We start from the raw sequence: 26,110 nt of genomic DNA on the forward strand, positions 1-26,110 counted from the left end.
CCGATACTATTGGTCGCAATCCTGTTTTGATTGATTTACGCGCCTTAACGGAATCCTTACTGAGTCTCCATAAAGGCGCGTTTTTTGCTCATATGCGTAAACGGTTACACTAAAATCGCTTCAATCGCCGCCAGTTCTTCCTGCGTGAAATGACGGTTAGCGACCATGCCGACTGCATCATCAATCTGACTGGTTTTACTGGCACCAATCAGCACGGAAGTCACGCGGTCGCCGCGCAGCACCCACGCCAGCGCCATCTGCGAGAGCTTCTGCCCGCGCGCCTGCGCGATGTCATTTAGCTTGCGGACTTTCGCCAGTTTTTCTTCAGTGAGCGAATCGGTAGTCAGGAACTTACTGCCGCTGGCGGCGCGTGAATCCTCAGGAATACCGGCCAGATAACGGTCAGTCAGTACGCCACCGGCCAGCGGGGAGAAGGCGATTGAACCGACGCCGTTGTCTGCCAGCGTTTCGAGCAAATCGGCTTCCACCCAGCGCTCGAACATTGAATATTTCGGCTGATGGATAAGGCATGGCGTACCGAGCTGTTTCAGGATTTCAAACGCTTCTTTAGCGCGGTCAGCAGGATAGTTGGACAGCCCGACGTACAGCGCTTTGCCCTGACGGACGATCAAATCCAGCGCGGCCATGGTTTCTTCCAGCGGCGTATCGGGATCCGGGCGGTGATGATAGAAGATATCCACGTAGTCCAGGCCCATGCGTTTCAGGCTCTGATTCAGGCTGGCGACCAGATACTTCCTGGAACCCCAGTCGCCGTAGGGGCCGTCCCACATGGTGTAACCGGCTTTTGAAGAGATGATCAGCTCGTCGCGGTAAGGCAGCAAATCTTCCTGCAAAATACGGCCAAAATGTTGTTCTGCCGAACCCGGAGGTGGCCCGTAGTTGTTGGCGAGGTCGAAGTGGGTGATCCCGTGGTCAAAAGCATGGCGGATAAGCTTGCGGCCATTTTCAAAATGCGCGTTATCGCCGAAGTTGTGCCACAGGCCGAGGGAAACGGCGGGCAGTTTCAGGCCGCTATGGCCGCAGCGACGATATTCCATCTTTTCGTAACGGTTTTGACTGGCAAGATACGGCATAAGAACCTTTTTGATTGAGGTAGAAATAATGTAAGGATGAGGTAAGTGCTGTTTTAGTGTATGCGTTTTCACTCGCAATTCCAGCTACTCCGATCACAACCAGAACAATCCTTAGTTTCCGTTACCGTTGAAAAGCGGAGTTATTATCATCATCCATTACTTTCATTGCTGAACCTGCATCGTTGCGTGATCTCAGTGCAATACTGTAACTCTGCGTTGCCATACCTCTTTCGAATAAAAAATATCCTATCCCCGTTTTTGGCGTAATACTTAAGTTAGCGGGATTAACTGTTTACCTTCTATTTAACAGAGGATCGTCATGGATAATCTATACACCGTAGGTGACTATCTCTTGGATCGCTTATCCTTCAGCGGTATCTCCGAACTGTTTGGCGTGCCGGGCGATTACAATCTGCAATTCCTCGACAGCGTCATCAACCATCAGGAAATTACCTGGGTTGGCTGCACCAACGAGCTCAACGCGGCCTATGGCGCGGACGGCTACGCGCGCACCAAAGGCATCGCCGCGCTGCTGACCACCTTTGGCGTCGGCGAACTCAGCGCGCTGAACGGCATTGCAGGCAGTTATGCCGAATATGTCCCGGTGATCCACATCGTGGGCGCGCCGCCACTCTCTGCACAGCGCAAAGGTGAATTACTGCATCACACGCTGGGCGACGGTGATTTCAGCCATTTCATGCGCATGTCGCAGCCAGTAAGCGTGGCGCTGGGCTCGCTGACCCCGGAAAATGCGCTGACCGAAATCGACCGCGTTATCGAAGAAGTGATCTACACCTCGCGTCCCGGCTATCTGTTGTTGCCAAGCGATGTCGCCGCTATGCCGGTCAGCACGCGGGCGCACGCCGTCCCTGCGCGGCAACCGACGTTTTCAGCGTCTTCGCTGGAAGCTTTCGTGGCCGCCGCCGATGCCCAACTTCGCCGTGCAGGACGCGTTGCCCTGCTGGCGGATTTTCTGGCCGAGCGATTTGATGTAAAAGCCGCACTGGAACACTGGATGGAGGACGTGCCGCTGGCGCACTCAACGCTGCTGATGGGCAAAGGATTGTTCAATGAACAGCAGCCGAATTTTGCCGGTACATACTCCGGCGCGGCCAGCGCGGCTTCCACCAAAGAGGCGATTGAAGGCGCTGATGTGGTGATTACCGTTGGCGTTAAATTCACTGACACCATCACCGCAGGTTTCACCCAGCAACTTCCCGCCGAAAAATGTATCGATCTCCAGCCGTTTTCCGCCCGCGTAGGTAATCAGATCTTCCACCAGTTGCCGATCGCCAAAACTGTCAGCGTGTTGCACCGGCTGACGGCTGAACTGGCCTCACTGTGGCCGCCGTATGCCGTGAAACGCACAACGCTTCCTCAACCGGCGGATGACAGCCTCGATCAGCATGCCTTCTGGCAACAGATTCAGGCCTTTCTCCGGCCAGGTGACGTGCTGGTTGCCGAGCAGGGGACATCTTGTTTCGGCGCGGCGGCGCTGACGCTGCCGCAGGACTGCCAGTTTGTCGTCCAGCCATTGTGGGGGTCGATCGGCTTTACGCTGCCCGCTGCGTTTGGCGTGCAGATTGCGGTGCCGGATCGCCGTGTGGTGTTGCTTATCGGTGACGGCTCGGCGCAGCTGACGCTTCAGGGGTTAGGCGCTGCGATCCGCTACGGACTGCCGCCGGTGATTTTCGTCATCAATAATGAAGGCTACACGGTAGAAAGAGCGATCCACGGCGAGACTCAGCGCTACAACGATATTGCGCAATGGAACTGGACGCAGTTCCCGGCGGCATTCGGTGGTAAAAATGTGTTCAGCGCGCGGGCAGATACCCCGCAGGCGCTGAAAGCGGCAATTGAACAGGCCAGCGCCAAACGGCAGATGGCGTGGATTGAGGTGATGTTGCCGAAAATGGACATTCCCGAGCTGCTCGATTCCGTCACCAAATCGCTGGCGAAGCGTAACTCAGGGCAGTAACTCAGCGTCCGGCGACGGCGGGTCGATCAGCTGGTCGATGAACCAGCTTCCCGCCGGTCCGGGCTGATTATTCTTGCTCCACACCGCATCCACCGAAATCTTCTTCGGCCAGCCGCGCAGGGGAAGGGCGACCAGCTTGTCATGCCCGAACTGCTGCACCAGCCAGTGCGGCAGCGTCGCCCAGCCAAACCCTTGTTCCGCCATTTCCAGCAGCATCAGATAGCTCGGCGCAGACCAGATCTGTCCCTGCGCGCGCGGCATTTCCCGGCGGCTGTAAGGTTGCAGACACAGCTCGCGGAAGGTAGGTAACTGCTCGGGCTGCAATTGTGGGATCTTTGCCAGCGGATGGGCTTTGCTGCAAAAAATCGACATATCCGTCTGCTCCGGCAATCGCGCCACGCCGATGTCCGGCGGGTAGCTCTTCTGGACTTCCACCATGCCGATATGGGCGCGGCCCGACTGCAACAGGTCGATAACGTCCTGATCTTCCGCAATCTGGCACTCGAATTCGATATCGGGATAACGCCGTTCGAACCGGCGGAGCAGCGCTTCGTGGTGGGTCGGCTGATACGTATCTGAAAGTACAAACGTCAGGCGCGTCTCCACCTGGGTGGATAACCGCACCGCCAGTTCGTCGAGGCGTTCACTGGCGGCAAGGATCGCCTGTACGTGGCTCAGCACGCGCTGCCCGGCGGGTGTCAGCACTGGATGGCGGCTCTGGCGGTCAAACAGCGTCACGCCTAAATCCACTTCCAGATTAGCGATGGCGGTACTGACGGTGGACTGACTTTTGCGCAGCTTTCTGGCGGCGGCGGAAAATGACCCGGCGTCGGCGGCTTCTACAAAGGCCATCAGGGCTTCCGGCGAATAACGCATGTTCACTCTCCTTACCATTGATGTATCTATTTTATCGATACTTTCTATCTTTTACCTATCTCATTTTATGATGATAATGCCCGCCTGTGACAACCGTCACTCATCAATATTCAGGAATCAGGCAGGTTTTTATGTCTAAGCAAACACGGAACATCTCTCAGAAAACCTTCGGCGAGCGCATTTTACATGCGGTGGGCTTCGAAACGCTGGCCGTGCTGATCTCAGCCCCGGCAGCGGCCTGGTTATTAAATAAACCGGTCTGGGAAATGGGCGCACTGGCCATCATGTTGTCGACAACGGCGATGGTGTGGAACATCGTTTATAACAGCATCTTTGACCGGTTGTGGCCCGTATCGCGCGTGGTGCGGACGTTTAAAATCCGCGTGGCTCACGCTTTGGGTTTTGAAGGCGGCTTTATCCTTATCGGTCTGCCGATTGCCGCGTTGTGGCTGGGTATCAGCCTGCTGGACGCTTTCATGCTGGAAATCGGGTTCTTCCTGTTCTTCCTGCCGTACACCGTGGCGTACAACTGGATCTACGACACCCTGCGTCAACGCTTGATAAGCCGTCGTCAGACAATGCAGGATTGCCCCGCGAAGCACTGATCGTCGTTTTGACGTCACACCGAAAAGCCCGCAGACATTTTCTTTGTTTGCGGGCTTTTTGTCGGTTATGGTTTTGCACATCACACACATTCAGGGGCGAAGATGAAGACGTTAGGGCTGATTGGCGGCATGAGCTGGGAATCCACCGTGCCGTATTACCGTATGATCAACGAACACGTCAAGCAGCAGCTCGGCGGCTTACACTCGGCCAAACTATTTCTCTACAGCGTCGATTTCTATGAAATTGAAAAACTGCAAATGGCCGGAGACTGGCAGCAGGCGGGCGAAATCCTCGGTAATGCGGCCAATGCCCTGGCGCGCGCCGGGGCAGAGGTGATTGTGGTTTGTACCAACACCATGCACAAAGTGGCGGACGATATCGAACGCATCGGCGGCCTGCCGTTACTGCATATCGCTGATGCGACGGCAGAAAAAATTAAAGGGCAGGGGCTGCGAAAAATCGGTCTGCTTGGCACCCGTTTCACCATGGAACAGGATTTCTATCGCGGGCGTTTACAGGATATTCATCAGATTGAGGTCGTGACGCCGGATGAAGCCGACCGCGTAATTGTCCACCGGATCATCTACGAAGAGTTGTGTCTGGGGATCGTTAATGACGCATCACGCGAAGAATACCGCCAGATTATTGCCAAACTGGAGCTGCAGGGCGTTGAAGGCATTATTCTGGGCTGCACTGAAATCACCCTGCTGGTCGGTGCGGCAGACGCCAGCGTGCCGGTCTTCGACACCACCGCCATCCATGCGCTGGCGGCGGCGGAGTTCTCTCTTAAAGAAGATGTTTAAGCTTTACGACTCAGGATCCGGCGGCTGACGACGCAGCTGCTGTTTCGCCACCAGCATCAGCGGTTTTCCTGCCAGCATCAGCCAGGCTGGCAGCATCACGATGCACAGCAGTGGCAATAATTTCAGCCCCGGCACCACGGCGGCGGCCATAAACAAACTTAGCCAGCCGTCACGCGTGACCACCAGCACCATGCCCATCACGGCGCAGGAAACCGTCACCGCCGCCGGTACATCTGGCGCGTACTGATGCAGCATCAGGCCGAGCGAGACGCCAACAAATACCGCCGGGAAAATGCGTCCACCACGAAAACCGCAGGCTGCCGCTACCACTAAGGCCGCGAGTTTGGTCAGGGTGATCGCCAGCAGCGGCCCCATCTCAAACAGCTGGTTGGAATGCGCCAGTTCCTTCATCTCATCCAGCCCTTTGAACAGGGTGATTTCCCCGCCGATCAGCGCCAGCAGGCCAAGTACAAACCCGCCGATCCCCAGTTTCAGCACCGGATTTTGAATGCTGTTAAACAGCCTGTGTACGTGCGGGAACAACCACACGGCGATCATACCCAGCGCAACGGCAATGAGCACCACCACCGAACCGCTGAAAATATCGATCAAATTAGAGCTGTCATACGGTGGAATACTCAGCGAAAAATCCGGTTCGAAGAACTGATCGGTGGTGATCGCCCCGGCACCTGCCGCGACCAGCGGAGCGAACAGGCGATCCCACAGCGGCACATCTTTATTGGTCCCGAGCGATTGCGAGAAAATCAGCGCGGCTGCAACCGGTGTGCCAAACAGCGCACCGATGGTGCCCGATGCCGCGAGGATCACCCAATCGGTGGTCGGAACTTTCGGCATAAACCGTGCGCCAAACGCTGCGGCCAGCGCGATATTGATCACCGTAATCGGATATTCAGGTCCGAGGCTGACACCCCCTGCTAAACCGAGCATCAGTGCCAGTGCCAGACCGGGTAAGGCGTTCACTGCGACCGGTGCGCCAATCAGTGATTCTGCCGCCGGATCCGGCCCGGCGTGTCCTGGCATATACTTAATCAGCGCACCGACGCCGATCCCGGTCAGCGTCAGCATGAACAACGTCCAGCTGGCGGACTGGGTGTTGATGTGCAGGACAGCGGGAATGTGCTGCCACAATAAGGTCTGCAGCGCGCCGGCAATCATCATAACCGCCACCAGAATCAGGCTCGATAACACGCCGATAATGAGAGCAGGCAGGGCGAAAGCCAGCATGATTCTGGCGCGGGGATGAAACATGCAAATATTTCCTTATAGTTATACTTATCTGATAGTTCCGATGAATCTTAATGCGGTCGGGTTGCGGACCTTCGACATTATTTTGTGTGACATGCCGCATAAATGTGCGTTGGTTCAAAACAGCGTTGCAGCGTATAGCAAATACGGCTATTTTGCCCACACGATTTATTCAGCACTTTTACCTTGTATAGCCTTGTTAGCAGGCTTTAGCCAGTCGCATTAATCGATGAATACCGCTTACATCGTGGCGTCGGGCAGCGTACTCTCTGGCCCAGCCGTTTTGACGCGGGTGCGCAGTATAACTACATTATTTTCGTGGAGAATAACATGACCAAATACTCCCTGGTGGGCGATGTCGGGGGCACTAACTGCCGTCTGGCGCTTTGCGCTTTAGACAGCGGCGAAATTTCACAGTCACAAACCTTTTCCGGGCTGGATTACGACAGTCTCGAAGCGGCGGTGCGTGAGTATCTCTCGCAGCAGCATCAGGAGATTGAGGATGCGTGTATTGCGATTGCCTGTCCGATCACCGGTGACTGGGTGGCGATGACCAACCATACGTGGGCGTTCTCCATTGCTGAAATGAAAAAAAGCCTTGGCCTGCAGCATCTGGAAGTCATCAACGACTTCACCGCCGTATCAATGGCGATCCCGATGTTGAAAGAACAGGATTTGTTGCAATTCGGCGGTAAGAAAGCGCTGGATGGCAAACCGGCGGTGATCTACGGTGCGGGCACGGGTCTGGGTGTCGCGCACCTGATCCACGCCAATAAGCAGTGGCTGAGCCTGCCGGGCGAAGGCGGTCACGTGGATTTTGCACCGAACAGTGAAGAGGAAGACATCATCCTTGAGCAGCTGCGTACCGAAATGGGTCACGTTTCTGCCGAGCGTATTCTCTCCGGTCCGGGATTGGTGAATCTGTACCGCGCAATCGTAAAATCCGATAACCGCGTGCCGGAAAACTTCAAACCGAAAGACGTCACCGAACTGGCGCTGTCAGATGACAACGTCGACTGTCGCCGCGCGCTGTCGCTGTTCTGTGTGATTATGGGGCGTTTCGGGGGCAATCTGGCGCTGAACATGGGCACGTTCGGCGGTGTGTACATCGCAGGCGGCATCGTTCCGCGCTTCCTGGAATTCTTCAAAGCGTCGGGCTTTCGCGCCGCGTTCGAAGATAAAGGCCGCTTCAAAGATTACCTGATGGATATTCCTGTCTTCCTGATCACTTACGATCAGCCGGGATTATTAGGTGCAGGTGCCTACTTGCGCCAGTCGATGGGTATGACCATCTGATTTTACTCCCTCCCCTGCGAAGGGGAGGAAGCCATATCAAAACCGCATTAACTGCCTGAACTCTTTCACTTTACTGCGACTCACCGGCACTTCAAAATCCAGATCGCTTAACCGCAAAATGTAGGTGTTGTTAAACCACGGCACGATCTCGCGGATCTTCGACAAATTGACACAATACGACCGGTGGCAGCGGAAAAAATGTTCTTCCGGCAGGCGGTTGCACAACTCGGTGATATTCATCGGCATGGTGAATTCTTCTTTACGTGTGTACACCTGCGTTACCTTTTCCTGCGCGGCCGCGTAATAAATATCGTTGATGTCAGTGACGATAATGCGTTCGTCTTTAATCAGATTGATGCTGTGACTCACGCGGGTGGCGCTGCCCTGGGCCGGATGAACGTCTTCCGGCTTATTCACGCTCTGCTTATCGCGCGCAAAATGCAGTTCCAGTTTTTGCAGCATGGTCACAATGCGCGACTCATGATACGGCTTAAGAATGTAATCGAACGCCTCGATTTCAAAGGCTTCGGCAGCGTGTTCTTTGTAGGCGGTGATAAACACGATGTACGGCTTGTGGGCGAATTTACTGATGTTCTGCGCCAGTAATACGCCGTCGAGGGAAGGGATGCTGATATCGAGAAAAATCGCATCGACTTCATGAGTTTGCAGATATTTGAGCACGTCCAGCCCGTCGTCGAACGTGGCTTCAATTTTGATGCTGCTGTGCGTATTAATGAGATAACTCAGCTCTTCCTGAGCCAGCACTTCATCTTCGACGATAATAGCTTTCATGGAATTATCCCCCGTGCGAACGCCCGAAAAGCGGGCATGAGTAAAAAGTGTGAACAATTTTCCCTCAAACGTGGTCAGGCTATATCGCTCTCGAGGGCTGCCGTGACTTTTGCCGGGGATTGGGTTATCAGAAACGAAATATCGGTGCCGGGCTCCAGGCGGCGGATCACCAGCCCCTGACCATACAGTAAAGAGACGCGGTGATGCACATTCAGCAGTCCAATTTTATTGCCCGGCATTTCATTACGCGCCACGCGGTCAATGGTTTCCTGATTAATCCCGTGGCCGGTGTCTTTCACAGAAACCCAGATACCCTTTGCATGGTGCTTGATTGAAATCACCACCACACCTTTGCCGCTGCATTTTTGAATGCCGTGCACGATGGCGTTTTCCACCAGCGGCTGGATCAGCAGGCTGGGTATTTTCACCGAAATATCATCATCAATATCGTAGATAACCGTCAGTTTACTGCCAAAACGCGCCTGTTCGATGGCGATGTAATCCTGCACCTGATGCAGCTCCTTGCGCAGGTCGATTAGCTCGTCGTTCAGCTCCAGGTTGTAGCGCAAATAACGGGAGAGATTGATTACCAGCTGGCGAGCGACGTCAGGTTTGGCACGGATCGATGAGGAAATCGCATTCAAGGCATTAAACAGGAAGTGCGGATTTATCTTGCTCTGCAACGCGCGCATTTCGGCTTTGTTCGCCATTTCGCGCAGCTGTTCGGTACGCGACACTTCCATCTGCGTCGACATAATCTGCGACAGCCCGATCGCCATAACTTTCAGCGAATAGGTGATGCGGTGCGGGTCGCAATAATAGATTTTCAACGAACCGGTCACTTCACCTTTTTCCCACAGCGGGATAATGATAAGCGAGTGAATTTGCGGCGTGCGGTGCATTTCGTCGTTATTTCTGACCGTGATTTCCCCGCTTTCCAGCGTGGCTTTGGTCATGTCACTCAGCGTTTCATGGCCGATATTGTATTCTTCTGCTCCCACCCCGACGTACGCCAGAATATTTTTGTTATCAGTGATCGCCACCGCATCGGCATCGATATCATCGCGGATAATCCGGCATATACTGGCTAACGATTCGGCGTTGATATCGCGGAAATAGGGCAGCGTTTTATTGGCGATATCCAGTGCCAGCCTTGCCTGGCGGGCGGCGATCACCTCTTTTTCATCCTCGACGCTTTGCACCAGCAGTACGATTAGCCCGATAGAGCTGGCACCGAGGATCAGCGGCGCGGCGATGTTCATCACGATATCCAGCCCGAGCGAAAACGGGCGCGCCATCAGCAGGATAAGCACCATGGTCAGTGTTTCGCACAACATTCCGGCGAGGATACCGACCTTCCAGTGAAGTGCCTTTTTGACTTTCTTATTGATGTAGCCCGAAAGCACGCCGGCGGTAATGCTGGTGATCAGACAAGGAATGGAGGTCGGGCCGTGAATGTCTATCAAAAAACGGTGCGTACCGGAAATCACGCCGGTGATAATTCCCACCCACGGACCGAACAGGATCCCGCCGGACATAATGGCGATGGTTCGCACGTTAATCAGTGACCCTTCGACGTTGATGCCCGAGAGCGTGCCGAAAATGGCAAACAACGAGAAAATCGCCGTGACCGCCGCCAGCTCAAGCGCCGTATGGTTTTCGTTTTCTTTGTGCAGCAGTTTGCGAAACAGCGGGGTGCGCGTGAGGAAGAACAGGCAGATCAGCATCAGCGCTGCGCGGTCAAAGACCGCCAGCAGCATATCGAACATGTGTTGCATGGCAGGTTCTCTGCGCGACATTGTATAATCACGCTAAATTAATTCGTGGTTTATTATATGTAAAAGGCCCGTGATTAACCACCGGACAGACCCTCCGCCGTCTGTTTTGGCACGATAAAATCAGGGATAGTGATCAGACAGCAAGGGAGTTTTGGACATGATTTCGTTATCCACCTCAAGGCTGGTGATGCAGCCGCTTCAGGCCGACGACTGGGCTTTTTTCCTGCGGTTATACCAGACCCCTGACGTCATGCGTTTTATCGGTAATCTCGAAACCCCTGCTCAGATCCACAGCCGGTTTGAGCAGCGTCTGGGTAACTGGGATCGCTACTGTGATTTCTGGTTGTGCTTACTGATCCGCGAAAAAGAGACCGGCTCCGCCGTCGGACTGACCGGATTCTTTCCCGACTGGCGACCTTATCAGCAAGGGGAGGTGGGGTTTATTCTGGCACCTGAACATCAGGGCAAAGGCTACGCGGCGGAATCCCTGCGTGAAGTGCTGAATTTCGCCTTCGATCACTGCGATTTTCACCGCTTACAGGCTAACGTGCTCGAAGGCAATCACGCCTCTCGCCGCGTGCTGGAGAAATGTGGTTTCCTGATGGAAGGGCTGTTGCGCGACAGCTACCGCATCGGGGAAGAGTGGAAGAACGACTGGCTGTTGGGGCTGCTGAAAAGCGATCCGCGCTCTTAATTAAAAAATTTTGCTCACTCTCTCGACAGTTTTTTGCGACTGCGATATGTTCGTGGAAGGCCGCAAAGCGGCCAGCGTCGCTCGGACGGTCCGGGCGCTTACGTATCCTCGAGGAATTTATGGCTGACTCACGTTCACCACGTCGTTTTTCACGCATTGATCGTCTTCCCCCTTATGTGTTCAACATCACCGCTGAGCTGAAAATGGCTGCGCGCCATCGTGGCGAAGACATCATCGATTTCAGTATGGGTAACCCCGACGGCCCGACACCGCCACACATTGTGGAAAAACTGGTGCAGGTTGCCCAGCGTGAAGACACTCACGGTTATTCGACCTCACGCGGTATCCCGCGTCTGCGCCGCGCCATTTCCCGCTGGTATGCGGATCGCTATCAGGTTGAGATTGATCCGGAAAGCGAAGCCATCGTCACCATCGGTTCGAAAGAAGGTCTGGCGCATCTGATGTTGGCCACGCTGGATCATGGTGACACCGTGCTGGTGCCGAACCCAAGTTATCCCATCCACATTTACGGTGCGGTGATAGCCGGTGCGCAGGTGCGCTCCGTACCGCTGGCCGAAGGGGTGGATTTCTTCGCTGAGCTGGAAAAAGCCATTCGCGAAACCATTCCGCGTCCGAAAATGATGATCCTCGGTTTCCCGTCTAACCCGACGGCGCAGTGCGTGGAACTTGATTTCTTCGAACGCGTGGTTGCGCTGGCGAAACAGTACGACGTGCTGGTGATCCACGATCTGGCCTATGCCGACATCGTCTATGACGGCTGGAAAGCTCCGTCGATCATGCAGGTGCCGGGTGCAAAAGACATCGCGGTGGAATTCTTTACGCTATCAAAAAGCTACAATATGGCGGGCTGGCGCATCGGCTTCATGGTGGGTAACCCTGAGCTGGTCAGCGCGCTGGCGCGTATCAAAAGTTATCACGACTACGGCACCTTTACGCCTCTTCAGGTTGCAGCGATTGCGGCGCTCGAGGGCGATCAGCAATGTGTGAAAGATATCGCCGAGCAGTACCGTCAGCGTCGTAACGTGCTGGTACGCGGTCTGCACGAAGCAGGCTGGATGGTGGAAAATCCGAAAGCGTCGATGTATGTCTGGGCAAAAATCCCGCCGGCGTATGCCCATTTAGGTTCGCTGGAATTCGCTAAACGTCTGCTGGCGGAGGCCAAAGTCTGCGTGTCTCCGGGCATCGGTTTTGGGGATTACGGCGATACCCACGTGCGTTTCGCGCTGATCGAAAATCAGGACAGGATCCGTCAGGCGCTTCGCGGCATCAAAGCGATGTTCCGCGCCGACGGTTTGCTTCCTCCGAAGAAAGCGGCGGGTGAACCCCCGGTGGAACAGGATCCTGCGCTCAATCCGTAATTCAATGTCTTTGCATTAAACCGGGCTTGTCCCGGTTTTTTTATCTTTTGTTTTCATAAAGTCTGCATGATTACCCCTTATACTCACTTCGATACCCCTGTTGATATTGTGTTCATCCTCCCCAGGAAATGACTTATGAAAACCCGTTATTCGCTGTCTCAGATAAGCCTGCACTGGGCGACGTTGCTGATGATTATCCTGACCTACGCCGCAATGCTAACCCGCGATTATTTCCCGGAAGACAATCAGCCGCTGGTCAAGCTGCTGCACTTCAACTTTGGGATTTGCGTCTGGCTGCTGATGTTTGCGCGTATTTTTCTTCGCACCCGTCACGCCACGCCGCCGGTCACGCCGCCGCTGCCGCGCTGGCAACATGCCGCTTCGCATGCGATTCATGGCATTTTGTATCTGCTTTTTCTGTCGTTACCGGTGCTGGGCGTGCTGACGCTGGAGTTTGGCGGGCGAGAGTGGTTTTTACTGGGCTGGCAGGTGCCGCAGTTTGTGACGCCTGATCCCGACACGCGCAGTGCGGTAAAAGCAACGCATGAGTTTCTGGCGAACTGCGGTTATTACCTGATTGGCTTACACGCGCTGGCGGCGATTTATCATCATTACGTTCGTAAGGACGATACGCTGTTACGTATGACGCCTTAATTTTGATAAACCGGCAGGCGGAATGCCTGCCGGTGAATGACATATAGAATTACTCATTTTCGCTGCTGTAATGGACCACCCGACGTTTCCCCTGAATCTGCACGTCCGCCCATTTACGCGGCACCGGTTTCACTTCCCCGTCGCGCAGTGCCTGGATCAGCCCGTTTTTATCTTTGTCATCATAAAGATAAAGTTCGCCGGATTGCTGCCATTTCCCTGACTGTTTAGCGTATATACGGCAGTTAATGGAAACGGTATTGAGCGTATTACACAGGAAAATTTCTTTCTGTTTGTCATTATTGAGCTCAAGCGTATTCAGGATGCACGCGCCCTGCAGGCCAAGACAATCGCGCAACGTGCTACTGTATTTCTCCAGTTCCGGCAGGCTGTTCCACCAGGCATCCTCGGGTGAAACCGAGCCTTTCGCCAGCTGAAACATTTTCTTCGCGTTTTCCGGACGATAATTTTTTGCCGCCTGAGCGGCATCTTCCACACCGTAAGATCCCCAGCGTGACGTCTGCGAAATCGTATTTTTCAGTATGGCCATCAGGCGTGGATCGGTCATAAACGCCGGGTTTTGCTGTAAATCTTTCAGCGCTTCATTTCCGCGACGACCGGTATCGAAGCGCAACATGCTCAGATCGAGATCTTTCGCCTGGGTTTTCCCTTCGTCTAAACGGGCAATCTGATTATTCACGCTGATGCGATAAGGGTCGAGCAACGGGCTGTTTACGGCGATCACCAGCAGCACCACCAGCAGCGAAAGCGGTTTATTGAACTGCGTGATGTGCGGCAACCACTCGGGGCGCTTATCGATAACCGACAGGCTATAGCAAACCGACGCCACCAGTGTCACGCCGATGGTCAGCACCGCCCACATGCGCTGCGGCGTCCAGCCGTACTGCGCGATGCGCAGCCCGGTCGCGTACATCGCCAGCGCTGCATACACCGGCAGCAGCAGGACAGCGGCATTGACCATCAGGCGTATGAAGCGCGGATAGGGCTTCACCGCGCTGTCCGTTTCCCGTACCACGTTAACCAGGATCAGAATGCTCATCGCCATCACGGTCAGCAGACTGGCGGCAGACCAGGCCGTCGACAAGGCTTTCAGGCCAGTAAACGGCAGGGCGAAAAGGAAGATCAATGCCACGAACGCCACCAGCGGCAGCAGACATTTCAGGATAAGGCGGATGATATTTTTAGTGACATTCATCAGCGACGGCTGTGTGCGGCAGGTGATGATACTGATCCCGAGCAATACCCCGTAAACCAGCCACATAAACAGCGGCGTGTCGAAGAAAAGCTCGTGGAAATAATCAATGCCAATCAGCCGGAACAGCGCGCTGCACAGGGCCAGCACGCCGACGGTCAGCTGCATCAGCAGCAGGGTGAACATCAGGCATAGCGTATTTTGCGAATAGCAGGCGGCCAGATTGGCATAGCGGTAGCGCGTCTCTGACGGGAAAGACTGCACCTGCAACCACGGCAGCACAAAATAGATAAGCAGGATCAGTGAAAGATAAAAAGGCAGGAGCAGCGAGTCCGCCGGTGTTGCCGTGCTGTTGCTGTTAACCCATGCCGACATGCCCGCGAGCAGCAGCGCGAGCACAGCCATACAGCCCCAAAAACGACGGTCATTCAGTCTCACCACAGATAAAGAAATCAGTACCGGTAATGTAAATGCCATCGTCTGGCCGTAAATATTATGGCTAAGGGATTCGAGCGCGGGTGACGCGTGGTACGAAAGGAAGAAATACAGCAACAGCCCCTGGAGTACGCAAATCGCGAAGATCAATGCGCGGGTGGCTGAGGGAACAGGTGGCATAACGCTGCCTGCGCGGGTGAACTGAGGCATCCGTGACTCTCCAAAATGTAAGGGCAGGTAAATTAAAAAGTGCTGTCAGTGTAATGGGTTCCGCGAAGGAGTGCAGAAAACTCTTTGATCTGGCCAGGCTGTCATTTTTGTGAGCCCGGCTGCATAACTGGCAAATTCAGCGACAGTCACTAGGCTTGAGGCTGGGAGAGAGAATTCGAGGTGAAAATGACAGAACAACAATTGAAAGATAAACGCATCAACGTTGTGAAGAATTTTTACGCCAAACTGGATCTGGCAGATGCTTCCTTATTAGATCTTTTTGCGGAAGACGTACAGCTGTTCTTTCCTAAGTTTGGCACCGCTCAGGGCAAATCCTCACTGGGAGAATTAGGTAAGCGTTTCGCGCTGGAGATCGACAAAATCCAGCACATTCAGGATGGGTTCCGGTTTGTCTATGATGGCGATACCCTGGTGCTGGAAGGCCAGATGCGCGGGGTGATGCAAAACGGCGATCGCTGGCCGACGTCACAAACAGGCAGTCATCATTTTTGTACGGTGTTTGAATTTGACGCGTTACTGATTAAGCGGGTGAGCATTTACCTTGATCCTGACTTCAATCTTGAGGATAAAAAACGCGTCAATAATTACCGGCAGGTGGTGAAAACTGAGGAAAATAAAGCCTGACGTTAAAAAAGGAAAGACAGCCGCCTCAACCAGCGGCTATCTTTCGCCAACTGCCTCCCATCAGGATTCGGCAGGGACAATAGTGTTCTTATAGCGTTGAAGAACCGGTGAATTGATCTCTGAAGGATTCTGCAACTGCCACAGATTACGATCGATACCGTCATTGACCAGATAAATGACCCCGGATTCAATGGCCGACATCAGGCAAAGCATCACTGGCTCGTTGGTGGTATAGCCCAGTTCGCCTTCCAGCAGACGCTGATAGTCGATAAAGCGGAACACCCCGGCCTGCACTTCATATGACAATATCGTCTTACTGGTATTCACTGACGACAGAACTTCCCCGGTATTGACGTCGACAGCGCGCAGGTTCACGGCTATCTGGTCCAACTGGTATTGCGTGCTGGCGCCGATCCCGAAGTACCGCGCGCCAATCCCGCCTGATTTCACATTACTTTCATAACCGATGATTGAGCCTTCAATCAAAATGTTTGCCGCCACCAGCGAAGCCAGCGGTCGCTGGTTGTTGATGGCGACGCTGCCATTTTCCTGCGCGGCGCGGATAATCTTGCGTTCGTTAAGCAGGTTTTGCAGCCCCTGACGTTCCAGCGGGATAAACCATTTCGAATCTTTCAGCGCGGAGACCAGCATCGCCGTGGCGCTCTGCGGCACCGCCGTCGAGAAGTTACTCGCCGGATACGGTTTAAACTGCCCGGTTTCATCCTGAATGTTATACACAGAGACAAAGATCCGGCCCTGCGGGGCAGGGAGATGTGTCAGGTCGGTGTAGCTGGGCGCACGTGGTAATAATGTCGGTCTTGCGGCTTCTTTAGGTGCTGCTGCAAGGCACCCGCTCAACACAAAAACTGCGATGAGTAATAAGTAATTGCGCATGATCTGATTCCCATTTTTCCCTTCTTATTTCGATTTCATATCGAATTATTTTGGGGATTTTGTTCTTCGGTATTAGTTCGTCGTGGAAGACAAACCCTGAACCTGAATGGTGGATACCTTGCCGGTCTGGCGGTCGGTAACATTCATCACCAGCTGCCCGTCGGTATTCTGGATATCGACTATAAAGTCCTGCGTCACCAGCCGCCCCGGTTTGCCCTGATTGATGTTACCCATCAGGCTGCCAAGCAGTTGCGACTGAATCGATGACGTGAAGTTATCCAGCGCCGAGGTGCCGGACGACCCAAAGTCATAGCTGTCAGGGTCTTTATACGAGTTCTGCGCCTGCGCCTCGTTGAGTAAAAACGAACCGTTATTCGGGTTACCGCCAAAATTCGGATTCACAAACTGGAACACCATATTGCCGCCCCAGGAAAGTGGGGACGCCGTCAGCAACGCCAGCAGCATCACCGAGCGGGGGACTGAAACTGGAATATTCACGATGCTCTCCTTACAAGAGGCTGTGCATTAAAATTCATCATGGGCAAGATCCCCGGTGCCAAGTAACGCCTTGTCTAACTGGCGACGTGAAAGCGCCTCGGTGACGCCATCTATGGCGGTGTCGATGTCCTTATTAAAATTGCGACGGTTTGGGAACAACAGCGTCTGATAGAGCGTGTCCTGGCCTATTTTGATGCTGATCCAGCTGCCCCAGCGTGCGCTGGGTCGTTCAGAAATAGTGATGGTTTCCGGGTAGTTGCGGTCCCACTTATCGGTAAAACCACGATAAAAATCATGGCCGACCGAGGTTACCGTGTGGTCGGTAATCAGGCCGGGGTCTTTCACATCTGCTGCCTGAACATGCAGGCAGGAGGCGCAGAGCAGCACCAGCCACAGCCAGAAGGTCTTCCTGCAAAGTGTCATGATGTCAGCGCTTGAGATTGTCGTTGGCCCAGGACGCCGCCTGAGTGCGGTTTTTAACCGAGATTTTTCTAAATAAATTATAGAGATGCGTCTTTACGGTGTTCTCACTGATAAACAGCAACCGCGCGATTTCAGTGTTCGAGGCGCCGACGCGTAATTTATTGAGGATCTCTTTTTCACGATGGGTCAGTCCGGTGTCCTCAGAATGAAGATGACGGAAGGCACCGGACTGGTTGATCAGATAGCTGGCAAAGCCCTGCGAGAAGTAGCACTCTCCGCGGATCACGCTTTTAATTCCTTCAACCAGATTGTTTTCATCGGCCGAGAGATAAAACACAGCACTGATCCGCGGCCAGGTTTCAATTTCCCGGAAATGATATTCGTCAGGCGTATTTAATAATAATAACTTCACGCTATCGTGATAATGATGTAATGCTGATTGCCAGTGATCAATCGTGCGGCGATCAGCCTCCATCATATCGAAGAGAATTAACGTCTGATGAAGATATTGATCCTCTAAAGATTTATGAATGTTGTGAAGTCGTGTGTTGACACAAAGTTGCTGTTTCAATTGTTGCAATAAAGCACTGGCCTGCAATGACGGTTTTGTCACTAATAAAAGGATATTATTATTGATCGCCGCTTCATTAAGCATAATCAAACCCTGCCCTGATTTTTATCGTCACGGCCTGCTGTCATCCGATAGAGGAAACAGAAAATAGGCCGTTAACTTTTTTGCTAAATCTATAGCTGGTTATTTGCTGTGTATATCTAAAAAGAGAAAATAAACACAACCTGGTGCACATAATAATTCAGGTCATTTCATGTGCGGTACAGACTCAATTTAGCGTTTGGCCTCTCTTACGCAAGGCTTATTTATGTTTCAAAATGTAACTCAAAATGTATAAAGTTTTCCTAATGTATTGTGAGTATTTTCTTCTGGCCTGTTAAATTAAACTTAAGTAATGCAGTTTACATAATCTTAACGTTTGCCTTTGTTAAGCCTGTGTTTTTAACGTTACGCTGGCCATAAACACCCTCCGTAAACTGCAATACACTGCATGTTTCCTCTTTAATAACGCAAATATTGGCCCCCCTAATTATCGATTTAACTTAGGTGGCGGACGTAAGAACACCCTTCTGCGGGGTGCAAAAGGTGGGAAACGGCAGTATGGCGGGGGTTTGACCTCAATTATAAGCCTCGGAATTGTGGCGCAGATCGCTTTATTTGAAAAGGGAACGTTCCCGAAGTATTAAGAATAGTTGCATTTGTGTGATTAATTAAATGACTCTTTCCCGTTACTTTAGGATTAATGCCATACACCAGATTAGCGATATTGACCTTTAGCCAAAATCGTCTGGTCAATCCGCATGAGACGGAGCGACTCATACTTTGTAATGAACTGCGAAATTAAAATACGCCGTGCGGGTGAGTTTCTTATTTCCCGATAACTCCATAATCAATTCGTCAACAGCAATAAAACCGGTCAGCAAGAAATTGGTTTCCGGCTTTAATACAGGGTGACGCAATGAAAAAGACTTTATTGACCCTGGCGTTACTTTCAGCATCCTGGGTCGTTCACGCACAACAATATGATATGGCTTTCCCGGAGATAAGCTCCGGCAGCGCCGAACAATATTATACCGGTGCGGGAAGTTCATCAGGGAATACATCAATGATTTATCAGAACGGTAATAGTAATGCGGCCTACAGTAATCAGGCGGGAAATGGCAGTTCCAGCATTATCCGGCAGTCAGGCTCAGACAATACCGCACTGATAAAACAACGAGGTAATGGAAATAACGCGGATATTTCTCAAAGCGGCAGCGATAATTTTGCCTATATTTCGCAAACCGGCGGCGGGAATTCATCCATTACGCAACAAAATTTTGGCAACACGGCTTACATTCTGCAAAAAGGCCGGAGTGTAACTGAGATACGCCAGAATGGTACGAACCAGACCAGCGGTGTTGTACAAAACTCGTCAGGAATGGCGATTAGAGTGACACAGCATTAAATAACATACGTTCTTATGACATCCGATATTTAACTAATGGGGTAGCATCATGAAACTTTGGAAAATTGTGGCAGTCTCCGCTTTAGTCGTCAGTGGCAGTGCATTCGCAACCGGTAACAATCACGGCGGCGGTGGTGGCGGCGGTCCTTCTACTCCTCCATCCACAGTGCCGACGTTTACGGCCACCCAGTGGAATTCTGAAATTCAGATTTATCAGCAGGGTACCGCAAACCTCGCGAATGCCACTCAGACCGGGGCTCAAAAATCGCTGACTGCGGTTAATCAGGATGGGTACAGAAACAGTGCCGGTACCAATCAGACCGGTGATGGCAGCCTGATCAGCGTGGTTCAAAAAGGTGACTATAACAATACTAACGTGGCGCAAAGCGCTAACGGCAGTAAAGTTCTGGTCTCCCAGAATGGTTCAGGCAACTATGCGCAAGCTTCTCAGGGTGCCAATGGTTCTCTGACCAGCATCACTCAGGTGGGCACTGCTAACCTGGCGTATGCGTCTCAAAACTGATTCGCTTTCTCCTTATACGGAGTGAGTTAAAAACAGGGCACTAGCCCTGTTTTTTTTCGACTGTTTTAATGATGTGTCTGAGGATAAAAATATGCATTTACTTCTGATCGCGGCAGTCATGTCGAATCAGCTTTGGTTCGATACCCAAAGCGATGCACAAAGTTACGTAGTGACGCCGATGGTCAATCTCACCAAAGCCTGTGCCTGTCAGGTGGCGGTGTCGGTCTCGCAAGAAGGCGGCGCCGGTAACAGTACCAGCCATCAGAGCAGCAACGTCAACCTCTCAGCCAATCAGCCTCAGCCGCTGGGGCGTATGCGTTTTTCGGTAACGCCGGGCAGCAAAACGCAAATCATGATTACCGTCACCGACGGCGGCACGTTGCGTCTGGAAAAACGAATTACTTTACCGGGTGATGCGTAACGGCATCAGACCGCCAGATTATCGTACCCTTTGCGGCGATAATTCAGCGCCGAGATCCCCCAGAACACCACGAAGATAGCCACCGCGGCGTAACCCACGCTGCCCATATTGTCGTTCAGTCGCTCAACCACCGACCACGCTCCGCCGTGAAGTTCCAGCTTATCGGCCATCAGCCCCAGCGCTTCCAGCCCGCCAATAAATAGCGCAATCACCACGCTGGTGGCGGTAATGGTCATATTGTAATAGAGCTTACGCACCGGCTTGTCGAACGCCCAGCCGTAGGCACCGACCATCACAAAGTTATCCAGTGAATCAATCAGCGCCATGCCGCTGGCGAACAGCGCCGGAAACACCATGATGCTCCACACTGACATGCCCGACGATGCCCCCGCCGCTGAAATCCCCAGCAGACCAATTTCCGTGGCGGTATCAAAGCCCAGCCCGAACAGAAATCCCACCAGATACATTTGCCAGCTCTTATTCACCATATTGAAGGCGAAGCTGAATAGCCTGCTCATCACGCCGCCCTGAATCTGGTGCAATTCCTCTTTATCCGTGAAAGTTTTGCCGTGTTTCACTTGCTGAAAACGGCGATAGACATCGCGCAGGATCAACGCATTCAGCAGCGCCATCATCAGCAAAAATAACGCCGAAACCAGCGTGCCGATGGTGCTGCCGTAATCGTGCAGCCAGCCGATTTTATTGCCGAATACCAGCGATGTGGCGGCGATTGCCACGCAGGCCAGCACAACAATGCTCGAATGGCCGAGTGAAAAAAACGCCCCAACCGCGACCGGACGCTGGCCTTGCTGCATCAGCTTGCGGGTGACGTTATCGATCGCCGCAATATGGTCGGCATCCACCGCGTGGCGCAGGCCATAACCGTAGGCCAGCAGCGCCGCCGCAATCAGTGCTGCGCTGTGGCGAAACGCCGCCAGCGCCCAGCCCCAGGCCAGCAGATTGACGGCGATCAGGCCTATAAAAAGCCAAAAGGCACGGCGATGGGTATGAAAAAACGCGCGGTTAATCATGGGAATCCTTATTTATCATTCAGTTAATTCAGAAACAGATTGAAGACGGGCACAGGCGATAACCGCCTGACCCAGCGCCAGCCCGCCGTCGCCTGCCGGATAGTCGAGAGGCATGAGTACCTGCAGTGGCGTTAACGCGTCGTATAAACGCTGGCGCAGCAACCGGTTATGCAGCACGCCGCCGCCGAGCGCGACCGTGCGGGTGCCGGTTTTCGTGCAGTGATAGCGGGCGAGGGCAGCAAAGCCTTGTGCCAGCGCGTCATGAAAGGCAAAAGCCCGCTCCGCCGGTGTCGCCTGCCAGGCGAGCCACTGCTGCCAGAAGACCGCCAAATCGAGAAACGTCCCCTTGTCTGCATGAATCAGCGGCAGGGTGACCGGATGTTTTACGCCATACGCCCGCCGCGCCAGCACTTCCAGGCGGCAGGCAGCTTCGCCCTCCCAGCTGAGTTTCTCCGGCGCGCAGCCGAGGGCGGCGGCAACGGCGTCGAATAAGCGCCCGCAAGAAGAGGCCAGCGGTGAATTAATCCTGGCGGCGATCGCCTTAGACAGCGGCTGCCACGGATGCGCCAGCAGCGCCTGTGCCTCGGGAAGCTGTTCCCAGCCGGGCACGAACGCCATCCACTGTGCCAGCAGATTTCGCCAGGGTTCCCGCGCAGCGCGGTCGCCGCCGGGCAGCGCCACCGCCGGTAATCCGCCCAAATGTTCACAGCGCAGATAATTCACGTTCAGACATTCGCCGCCCCACAGTTCACCTTTCTGACCATATCCCAGACCGTCAAGCGCCAGACCGATGACGTTTCCGCCGTCCAGTGGCCAGCGGTGTTCTGCCAGGCAGGCGGCGATATGCGCGTGGTGATGCAGAACGTCAATCACCCGTATTCCGTGGCGGTTGGCCTGAACATGGCTGACGTAGGCGGGATGCGCATCGCGCGCGATGACAGACGGCGTACAGGCAAAGAGATGCTGAAAATGTTCCTGCGCCTGTTGCTGTTGCAGGGCAATATCGCGATGCGCCAGCGAACCAAAATGTGCGCTGAGCACTGCCTGGCCGTTGCGCACCAGGCAAAAGGTATTTTTGAGATCGCCACCCAGCGCGAGTAACGGCGGCAGCGCGATGAAACCCGGAGGCAGCGACAAAGCATCGGGCACATAACCTCTGGCGCGGCGTAATACTTCGATGCCCCCGGGGGTCAGGCGCACCAGCGAATCATCAGCGCGCTGGACGATATCGCGGTTGTGCAGCAGCCACAGATCGGCGATGCCGTCGAGCTGGTTCAGTGCGTCCGCGTTAGTTAATGCAGGGGCGCTGCCTGCGCAATTCCCCGAGGTCATCACCAGCGGCGTCTGGCAGGCCTGCATCAGTAAATGGTGCAGTGGCGTAAATGGCAGCATCAGGCCGACTTCATCGAGCTCCGGCGCAATGGCCGCGCAAAGAGGTGTTATCGCACTCTGCGGCGTCAGCACAATCGGCGCGGCGGGGGATTGCAACACTTCCCGCAGCGCAAACTGGGGGCTTTCGTCGCTGCAACGCGCCAGCCAGACGATGTCCGGCAGCATGACGGCCAGCGGTTTTGTCGGGCGATGTTTCCGCTGACGCAGCCGCATTACGGCGGCCTGTTGTGTGGCGTCACAGGCCAGATGAAAACCGCCGAGCCCTTTGATGGCGACGATTTTTCCGGCGCGCAGCGCAATCACTGCCTGTTCAATGGCCGCCTGACTTTGCGCCACGATTTCGCCATTTTGCAACGTGGCGCTGACCTGCGGACCGCAGTGTGGGCAGGCCACTGGCTGCGCATGAAAGCGCCGGTTGGCCGGGTTTTGATATTCCTGCTGACACGCCGGGCACAGCGGAAAATCCGCCATGCTGGTAGAAGGGCGGTCGTAAGGCATCGCGCGGATCAGCGTAAAGCGCGGGCCGCAGTGGGTGCAGTTGGTAAAGGCGTAGCCAAAGCGACGATCGCCGGGCTGATTTATGTCCTTCAGGCATTCCGGGCAGGTCGCGGCGTCGGGCACTACCTGAGTATCCATCTGCGTTTTTCGACTGCCGGTAATGGTGAAGTTTTGCGGGGGACTCTGCCAGTCAAAAGGGGCGAGAGTCATGCTGTCGATGCGTGCCAGTGGCGGGCAGTCGCGTTGTAACTGTTCGATAAAACTATCGATATTGACCGGTTGAAGCAGTCTGATTTCCACACCCGCGCTGTCGTTACTGACGTCGCCACGAAGCCGTAAACGGTCAGCCAGTTGCCAGATAAAGGGCCGAAAACCGACCCCCTGAACCTTGCCACTGATGCGGATAAGTAAAGAATCAGACATAAAGTTTCTCTGAAATGGAGCGATATCGCCTTCCCCTCTCACGAGGGGAAGGCTGGCAGGGGGAGGCGCTAAAAGCATCGACTTATGAAGCAAAAAAACTACACCTCAACCACCGGGATCACATCTTCAACGGCACTGCGCAGACGCGCTTTCATATCGCTGTAGCTTTGCTGGGCATAATCTTCCGCCCAGCGTTGATCGGCGATTTGCTCGACGTTGACCGCGCAGTATTTGGTTTCCGGCGTTTTAGATATTGGATCCAGATTTTCCTGCGTCAGTTCATTACAGGCGCCGATCCACCACTGATAGGTCATATAAACCGCGCCAATGTTGATGCGCTCGTTGTAGTTGGCGCGGGAAATGACTTTGCCACGGCGCGAGGCAACCCACACCAGTTGCTGATCGCGAATGCCCAGCGCCTGCGCGTCTTGTGGATGCATCTGCACAAAACCCGGTTCGTCGGCCAGCGTTTGCAGAGCGGCGCAGTTACCGGTCATTGAGCGGCAGGAGTAGTGGCCAACTTCGCGCACGGTACAGAGTACCAGCGGATAATCACTGTCCGGCACTTCAGCCGGTGCGCGCCACGGTGCGGCGAACAGCTGGCCCTTGCCGGTCGGGGTATCGAAGTGATTGTCCTGATACAGGTACTGCGTTCCCGGACTTTCCAGCGTGGTACACGGCCACTGTACATGCCCGAGCGTGCCCATTTTTTCGTAGGTCGCACCGTAAAACAGCGGGCACAGCTCACGCATTTCGTCCCATATTTCCTGGTTATCGTTGTAATGCATCGGATAACCGAGTTCGGTCGCCAGCAGGCTGATGATTTCCCAGTCGCGCTTCACGTTGTACTTAGGTTCGATGGCTTTCTCGAAACGCTGGAAGCCACGATCCGCACAGGAGAACACGCCGCCGTGCTCGCCCCATGAGGTGGCAGGCAGGATCACATCGGCCTGTTCGGCAGTTTTGGTCATGAAGATGTCCTGCACCACCACAAATTCCAGCGCCTCAAAGCCTTTACGTACCAGACTCAGGTCCGCTTCGGTCTGCAATGGATCTTCGCCCATGATGTAATAGGCTTTGACGTGGCCTTCCAGCGCAAGATGCGGGATCTCGGTGATGCGATGACCGATTTCAGGATCCATCTGGTTCACGTCGATCCCCCAGGCATCAGCGAATTTCGCACGCACTTTCGGATCGGTGACCGACTGGTAGCCGGGGAATTCGTTGGGCAGCACGCCCATATCACAGGCACCCTGCACATTATTCTGGCCGCGCACCGGCCCGACGCCGACGTTGGCGCGCCCCAGATTACCGGTCAGTAACGCCAGACCGGCCAGACCTTTCACCACATCCACCGCCTGACCAAACTGCGTCACGCCCATACCCCACATGATGGTCGCTGAAGGCGCAGCGGCATAAGTCCGCATCGCCTGACGAATTTGCTGGGCAGTCACACCGGTCTGCTCCGCCACCGCTTCCGGTGAATAATTCGCGACGTTTTTGCGGTACTCCTCGAAGCCCTCAGTGTATTTGGCGACATAGTCATGGTCGTACAGATTTTCTTCGATCAGCACATAGGCAAACGCATTCACCAGCGCCATGTTGCAGCCGTTGGTGATTTGCAGATGCTGATCGGCAATACGCGCGGTTTCGATACGACGCGGATCGCAGACAATGATCTGCGCGCCTTTCTCTTTGGCTTTGATCACCCGGCGGGCGACGATCGGATGGGAATCGGCGCAGTTATAGCCGATCACCAGCAGACATTTCGAGTTCTCGATATCGCCGATGGAATTGCTCATCGCGCCGTTACCGAGCGTGGCCTGCAATCCGGCAACTGACGGGCCGTGGCACACACGGGCGCAGCAGTCGACGTTGTTGGTGCCGATCACCGCACGGGCGAATTTCTGCATCACATAGTTGGTTTCATTGCCGGTGCCACGTGAGGAACCGGTATGCATAATCGAACGCGGGCCGTGTTTTTGTTTGATCTCTTTCAGGCGCTGCGCGGTGTAACGGATGGCTTCATCCCAGCTGACGGCTTCGAATTTGCCGCCTTTCTGACGGCGGATCAGCGGCTGAGTCAGGCGCGGTGTCAGCAGTTTGGTGTCATTAAGGAAATCCCAGCCGTAGTAACCTTTCAGGCACAGTTCGCCCTGATTGGTCACGCCATTGGCGGCTTCTGCGCGGATAATTTTGCCATTATCTACAATGAGGTTCATTTTGCATCCCGCCCCACAGTATGGGCAGACAGTGGTGACTTTTTTCATGTT

The 26,110-nt window shown here is 54.1% G+C and carries 24 protein-coding genes; 11 read left to right on the forward strand and 13 right to left on the reverse strand.

Annotated elements, in window-relative coordinates; translation table 11 throughout:
• Nucleotides 1-104: 104 nt before the first annotated feature.
• Nucleotides 105-1,094 carry an L-glyceraldehyde 3-phosphate reductase gene (gene mgrA / locus I2123_RS07695; protein ID WP_112168308.1) on the reverse strand — a complete coding sequence of 330 codons (990 nt, stop codon included), beginning with the start codon at nucleotides 1,092-1,094 and terminating at the stop codon, nucleotides 105-107.
• A 319-nt stretch (nucleotides 1,095-1,413) separates the two neighbouring features.
• Here mgrA and I2123_RS07700 point away from each other — a divergent pair, with 319 nt between their 5' ends.
• Entirely contained in the window at nucleotides 1,414-3,072 is a 1,659-nt protein-coding gene (locus tag I2123_RS07700; RefSeq protein ID WP_213052118.1) for an alpha-keto acid decarboxylase family protein, read from the forward strand.
• Here the strand turns inward: I2123_RS07700 and I2123_RS07705 are convergent.
• On the reverse strand, nucleotides 3,061-3,948 hold the full coding sequence (locus tag I2123_RS07705; RefSeq protein WP_112168276.1) for a LysR family transcriptional regulator: 888 nt from the start codon (nucleotides 3,946-3,948) through the stop codon (nucleotides 3,061-3,063). The two genes, I2123_RS07700 and I2123_RS07705, sit on opposite strands and share 12 nt — an antisense overlap.
• A 131-nt stretch (nucleotides 3,949-4,079) precedes the next feature.
• On the opposite strand from I2123_RS07705, the gene I2123_RS07710 reads away from it, so the two are divergent.
• Nucleotides 4,080-4,553 (forward strand): multidrug/biocide efflux PACE transporter, encoded by a 474-nt coding sequence (locus I2123_RS07710; protein ID WP_213052119.1) that lies wholly within the window; start codon nucleotides 4,080-4,082, stop codon nucleotides 4,551-4,553.
• A 102-nt stretch (nucleotides 4,554-4,655) separates the two neighbouring features.
• Entirely contained in the window at nucleotides 4,656-5,357 is a 702-nt protein-coding gene (locus tag I2123_RS07715; RefSeq protein WP_213052120.1) for an aspartate/glutamate racemase family protein, read from the forward strand.
• Nucleotides 5,358-5,360: 3 nt separating this feature from the next.
• On the opposite strand, the gene I2123_RS07720 is transcribed toward I2123_RS07715, so the two are convergent.
• The gene (locus I2123_RS07720) at nucleotides 5,361-6,626 is read right to left on the reverse strand and encodes an ion channel protein (protein ID WP_213052121.1); all 1,266 of its coding nucleotides are present in this window, start codon (nucleotides 6,624-6,626) and stop codon (nucleotides 5,361-5,363) included.
• Between the two features lie 327 nt (nucleotides 6,627-6,953).
• Between I2123_RS07720 and glk the strand changes: the two genes are divergently transcribed.
• Complete coding sequence (gene glk, locus I2123_RS07725; protein ID WP_112168280.1) at nucleotides 6,954-7,919, forward strand: glucokinase; 966 nt, start codon at nucleotides 6,954-6,956, stop codon at nucleotides 7,917-7,919.
• Nucleotides 7,920-7,955: 36 nt separating this feature from the next.
• Here the strand turns inward: glk and I2123_RS07730 are convergent, their stop codons facing one another.
• Both I2123_RS07730 and I2123_RS07735 read right to left on the reverse strand, forming a co-directional pair.
• Complete coding sequence (locus I2123_RS07730) at nucleotides 7,956-8,711, reverse strand: LytR/AlgR family response regulator transcription factor (protein WP_213052122.1); 756 nt, start codon at nucleotides 8,709-8,711, stop codon at nucleotides 7,956-7,958.
• Between the two features lie 74 nt (nucleotides 8,712-8,785).
• Nucleotides 8,786-10,489 carry a sensor histidine kinase gene (locus I2123_RS07735; RefSeq protein ID WP_112168282.1) on the reverse strand — a complete coding sequence of 568 codons (1,704 nt, stop codon included), beginning with the start codon at nucleotides 10,487-10,489 and terminating at the stop codon, nucleotides 8,786-8,788.
• 157 nt (nucleotides 10,490-10,646) lie between these two features.
• Here I2123_RS07735 and I2123_RS07740 point away from each other — a divergent pair, with 157 nt between their 5' ends.
• From I2123_RS07740 to I2123_RS07750, 3 genes are all read left to right on the forward strand, one after another.
• The gene (locus tag I2123_RS07740; protein WP_213052123.1) at nucleotides 10,647-11,183 is read left to right on the forward strand and encodes a GNAT family N-acetyltransferase; all 537 of its coding nucleotides are present in this window, start codon (nucleotides 10,647-10,649) and stop codon (nucleotides 11,181-11,183) included.
• 119 nt (nucleotides 11,184-11,302) lie between these two features.
• On the forward strand, nucleotides 11,303-12,562 hold the full coding sequence (alaC, locus tag I2123_RS07745) for an alanine transaminase (protein ID WP_213052124.1): 1,260 nt from the start codon (nucleotides 11,303-11,305) through the stop codon (nucleotides 12,560-12,562).
• Between the two features lie 135 nt (nucleotides 12,563-12,697).
• The gene (locus tag I2123_RS07750) at nucleotides 12,698-13,216 is read left to right on the forward strand and encodes a cytochrome b (RefSeq protein ID WP_213052125.1); all 519 of its coding nucleotides are present in this window, start codon (nucleotides 12,698-12,700) and stop codon (nucleotides 13,214-13,216) included.
• 49 nt (nucleotides 13,217-13,265) lie between these two features.
• On the opposite strand, the gene I2123_RS07755 is transcribed toward I2123_RS07750, so the two are convergent.
• The gene (locus tag I2123_RS07755) at nucleotides 13,266-15,041 is read right to left on the reverse strand and encodes a DUF4153 domain-containing protein (RefSeq protein WP_244879894.1); all 1,776 of its coding nucleotides are present in this window, start codon (nucleotides 15,039-15,041) and stop codon (nucleotides 13,266-13,268) included.
• A 216-nt stretch (nucleotides 15,042-15,257) separates the two neighbouring features.
• On the opposite strand from I2123_RS07755, the gene I2123_RS07760 reads away from it, so the two are divergent.
• Complete coding sequence (locus tag I2123_RS07760) at nucleotides 15,258-15,716, forward strand: nuclear transport factor 2 family protein (protein ID WP_213052127.1); 459 nt, start codon at nucleotides 15,258-15,260, stop codon at nucleotides 15,714-15,716.
• A gap of 60 nt (nucleotides 15,717-15,776) precedes the next feature.
• On the opposite strand, the gene csgG is transcribed toward I2123_RS07760, so the two are convergent.
• From csgG to csgD, 4 genes are all read right to left on the reverse strand, one after another.
• Nucleotides 15,777-16,610: a curli production assembly/transport protein CsgG gene (csgG, locus tag I2123_RS07765; protein WP_112168287.1), complete on the reverse strand. Its 834-nt coding sequence runs from the start codon at nucleotides 16,608-16,610 to the stop codon at nucleotides 15,777-15,779.
• 72 nt (nucleotides 16,611-16,682) lie between these two features.
• Nucleotides 16,683-17,075: a curli production assembly/transport protein CsgF gene (gene csgF, locus I2123_RS07770; RefSeq protein WP_112168310.1), complete on the reverse strand. Its 393-nt coding sequence runs from the start codon at nucleotides 17,073-17,075 to the stop codon at nucleotides 16,683-16,685.
• A gap of 60 nt (nucleotides 17,076-17,135) precedes the next feature.
• A complete protein-coding gene (gene csgE / locus I2123_RS07775) occupies nucleotides 17,136-17,531 on the reverse strand; it encodes a curli production assembly/transport protein CsgE (RefSeq protein ID WP_213052128.1) in 396 nt (131 codons plus the stop codon).
• Between the two features lie 4 nt (nucleotides 17,532-17,535).
• Complete coding sequence (gene csgD / locus I2123_RS07780; RefSeq protein WP_112168289.1) at nucleotides 17,536-18,186, reverse strand: biofilm master transcriptional regulator CsgD; 651 nt, start codon at nucleotides 18,184-18,186, stop codon at nucleotides 17,536-17,538.
• Between the two features lie 874 nt (nucleotides 18,187-19,060).
• Here csgD and I2123_RS07785 point away from each other — a divergent pair.
• From I2123_RS07785 to csgC, 3 genes are all read left to right on the forward strand, one after another.
• Entirely contained in the window at nucleotides 19,061-19,549 is a 489-nt protein-coding gene (locus I2123_RS07785; protein WP_213052129.1) for a curlin, read from the forward strand.
• Nucleotides 19,550-19,598: 49 nt separating this feature from the next.
• A complete protein-coding gene (gene csgA, locus I2123_RS07790) occupies nucleotides 19,599-20,072 on the forward strand; it encodes a curli major subunit CsgA (RefSeq protein WP_112168291.1) in 474 nt (157 codons plus the stop codon).
• Nucleotides 20,073-20,163: 91 nt separating this feature from the next.
• Nucleotides 20,164-20,493 (forward strand): curli assembly chaperone CsgC, encoded by a 330-nt coding sequence (gene csgC / locus I2123_RS07795; RefSeq protein ID WP_213052130.1) that lies wholly within the window; start codon nucleotides 20,164-20,166, stop codon nucleotides 20,491-20,493.
• Nucleotides 20,494-20,498: 5 nt separating this feature from the next.
• Here csgC and I2123_RS07800 read toward each other — a convergent pair whose 3' ends face one another.
• The 3 genes from I2123_RS07800 to fdhF all read right to left on the reverse strand — a co-directional run bounded on the left by I2123_RS07800 (nucleotide 20,499) and on the right by fdhF (nucleotide 26,107).
• Entirely contained in the window at nucleotides 20,499-21,524 is a 1,026-nt protein-coding gene (locus I2123_RS07800) for a HoxN/HupN/NixA family nickel/cobalt transporter (protein ID WP_213052131.1), read from the reverse strand.
• A gap of 15 nt (nucleotides 21,525-21,539) precedes the next feature.
• On the reverse strand, nucleotides 21,540-23,837 hold the full coding sequence (hypF, locus tag I2123_RS07805; RefSeq protein WP_213052132.1) for a carbamoyltransferase HypF: 2,298 nt from the start codon (nucleotides 23,835-23,837) through the stop codon (nucleotides 21,540-21,542).
• 98 nt (nucleotides 23,838-23,935) lie between these two features.
• The gene (fdhF, locus tag I2123_RS07810) at nucleotides 23,936-26,107 is read right to left on the reverse strand and encodes a formate dehydrogenase subunit alpha (RefSeq protein ID WP_112168295.1); all 2,172 of its coding nucleotides are present in this window, start codon (nucleotides 26,105-26,107) and stop codon (nucleotides 23,936-23,938) included.
• Nucleotides 26,108-26,110 lie beyond the last annotated feature (3 nt).

This window comes from Rahnella inusitata (assembly GCF_018288855.1).
GTDB classification, from domain to species: domain Bacteria; phylum Pseudomonadota; class Gammaproteobacteria; order Enterobacterales; family Enterobacteriaceae; genus Rahnella; species Rahnella inusitata.

Bases quoted from the DNA above. Each gene is read 5' to 3' on its own strand.
- csgD (WP_112168289.1), bottom strand. From the start codon at position 18,186: ATGCTTAATGAAGCGGCGATCAATAATAATATCCTTTTATTAGTGACA.
- I2123_RS07735 (WP_112168282.1), bottom strand. From the start codon at position 10,489: ATGCAACACATGTTCGATATGCTGCTGGCGGTCTTTGACCGCGCAGCG.
- csgF (WP_112168310.1), bottom strand. From the start codon at position 17,075: ATGCTGCTGGCGTTGCTGACGGCGTCCCCACTTTCCTGGGGCGGCAAT.
- csgG (WP_112168287.1), bottom strand. From the start codon at position 16,610: ATGCGCAATTACTTATTACTCATCGCAGTTTTTGTGTTGAGCGGGTGC.
- glk (WP_112168280.1), top strand. From the start codon at position 6,954: ATGACCAAATACTCCCTGGTGGGCGATGTCGGGGGCACTAACTGCCGT.
- I2123_RS07740 (WP_213052123.1), top strand. From the start codon at position 10,647: ATGATTTCGTTATCCACCTCAAGGCTGGTGATGCAGCCGCTTCAGGCC.
- I2123_RS07700 (WP_213052118.1), top strand. From the start codon at position 1,414: ATGGATAATCTATACACCGTAGGTGACTATCTCTTGGATCGCTTATCC.
- I2123_RS07750 (WP_213052125.1), top strand. From the start codon at position 12,698: ATGAAAACCCGTTATTCGCTGTCTCAGATAAGCCTGCACTGGGCGACG.
- I2123_RS07720 (WP_213052121.1), bottom strand. From the start codon at position 6,626: ATGTTTCATCCCCGCGCCAGAATCATGCTGGCTTTCGCCCTGCCTGCT.
- csgA (WP_112168291.1), top strand. From the start codon at position 19,599: ATGAAACTTTGGAAAATTGTGGCAGTCTCCGCTTTAGTCGTCAGTGGC.
- hypF (WP_213052132.1), bottom strand. From the start codon at position 23,837: ATGTCTGATTCTTTACTTATCCGCATCAGTGGCAAGGTTCAGGGGGTC.
- I2123_RS07760 (WP_213052127.1), top strand. From the start codon at position 15,258: ATGACAGAACAACAATTGAAAGATAAACGCATCAACGTTGTGAAGAAT.
- I2123_RS07755 (WP_244879894.1), bottom strand. From the start codon at position 15,041: ATGCCACCTGTTCCCTCAGCCACCCGCGCATTGATCTTCGCGATTTGC.
- csgC (WP_213052130.1), top strand. From the start codon at position 20,164: ATGCATTTACTTCTGATCGCGGCAGTCATGTCGAATCAGCTTTGGTTC.
- I2123_RS07715 (WP_213052120.1), top strand. From the start codon at position 4,656: ATGAAGACGTTAGGGCTGATTGGCGGCATGAGCTGGGAATCCACCGTG.
- I2123_RS07800 (WP_213052131.1), bottom strand. From the start codon at position 21,524: ATGATTAACCGCGCGTTTTTTCATACCCATCGCCGTGCCTTTTGGCTT.
- I2123_RS07730 (WP_213052122.1), bottom strand. From the start codon at position 8,711: ATGAAAGCTATTATCGTCGAAGATGAAGTGCTGGCTCAGGAAGAGCTG.
- fdhF (WP_112168295.1), bottom strand. From the start codon at position 26,107: ATGAAAAAAGTCACCACTGTCTGCCCATACTGTGGGGCGGGATGCAAA.
- I2123_RS07785 (WP_213052129.1), top strand. From the start codon at position 19,061: ATGAAAAAGACTTTATTGACCCTGGCGTTACTTTCAGCATCCTGGGTC.
- alaC (WP_213052124.1), top strand. From the start codon at position 11,303: ATGGCTGACTCACGTTCACCACGTCGTTTTTCACGCATTGATCGTCTT.
- I2123_RS07710 (WP_213052119.1), top strand. From the start codon at position 4,080: ATGTCTAAGCAAACACGGAACATCTCTCAGAAAACCTTCGGCGAGCGC.
- csgE (WP_213052128.1), bottom strand. From the start codon at position 17,531: ATGACACTTTGCAGGAAGACCTTCTGGCTGTGGCTGGTGCTGCTCTGC.
- I2123_RS07705 (WP_112168276.1), bottom strand. From the start codon at position 3,948: ATGCGTTATTCGCCGGAAGCCCTGATGGCCTTTGTAGAAGCCGCCGAC.
- mgrA (WP_112168308.1), bottom strand. From the start codon at position 1,094: ATGCCGTATCTTGCCAGTCAAAACCGTTACGAAAAGATGGAATATCGT.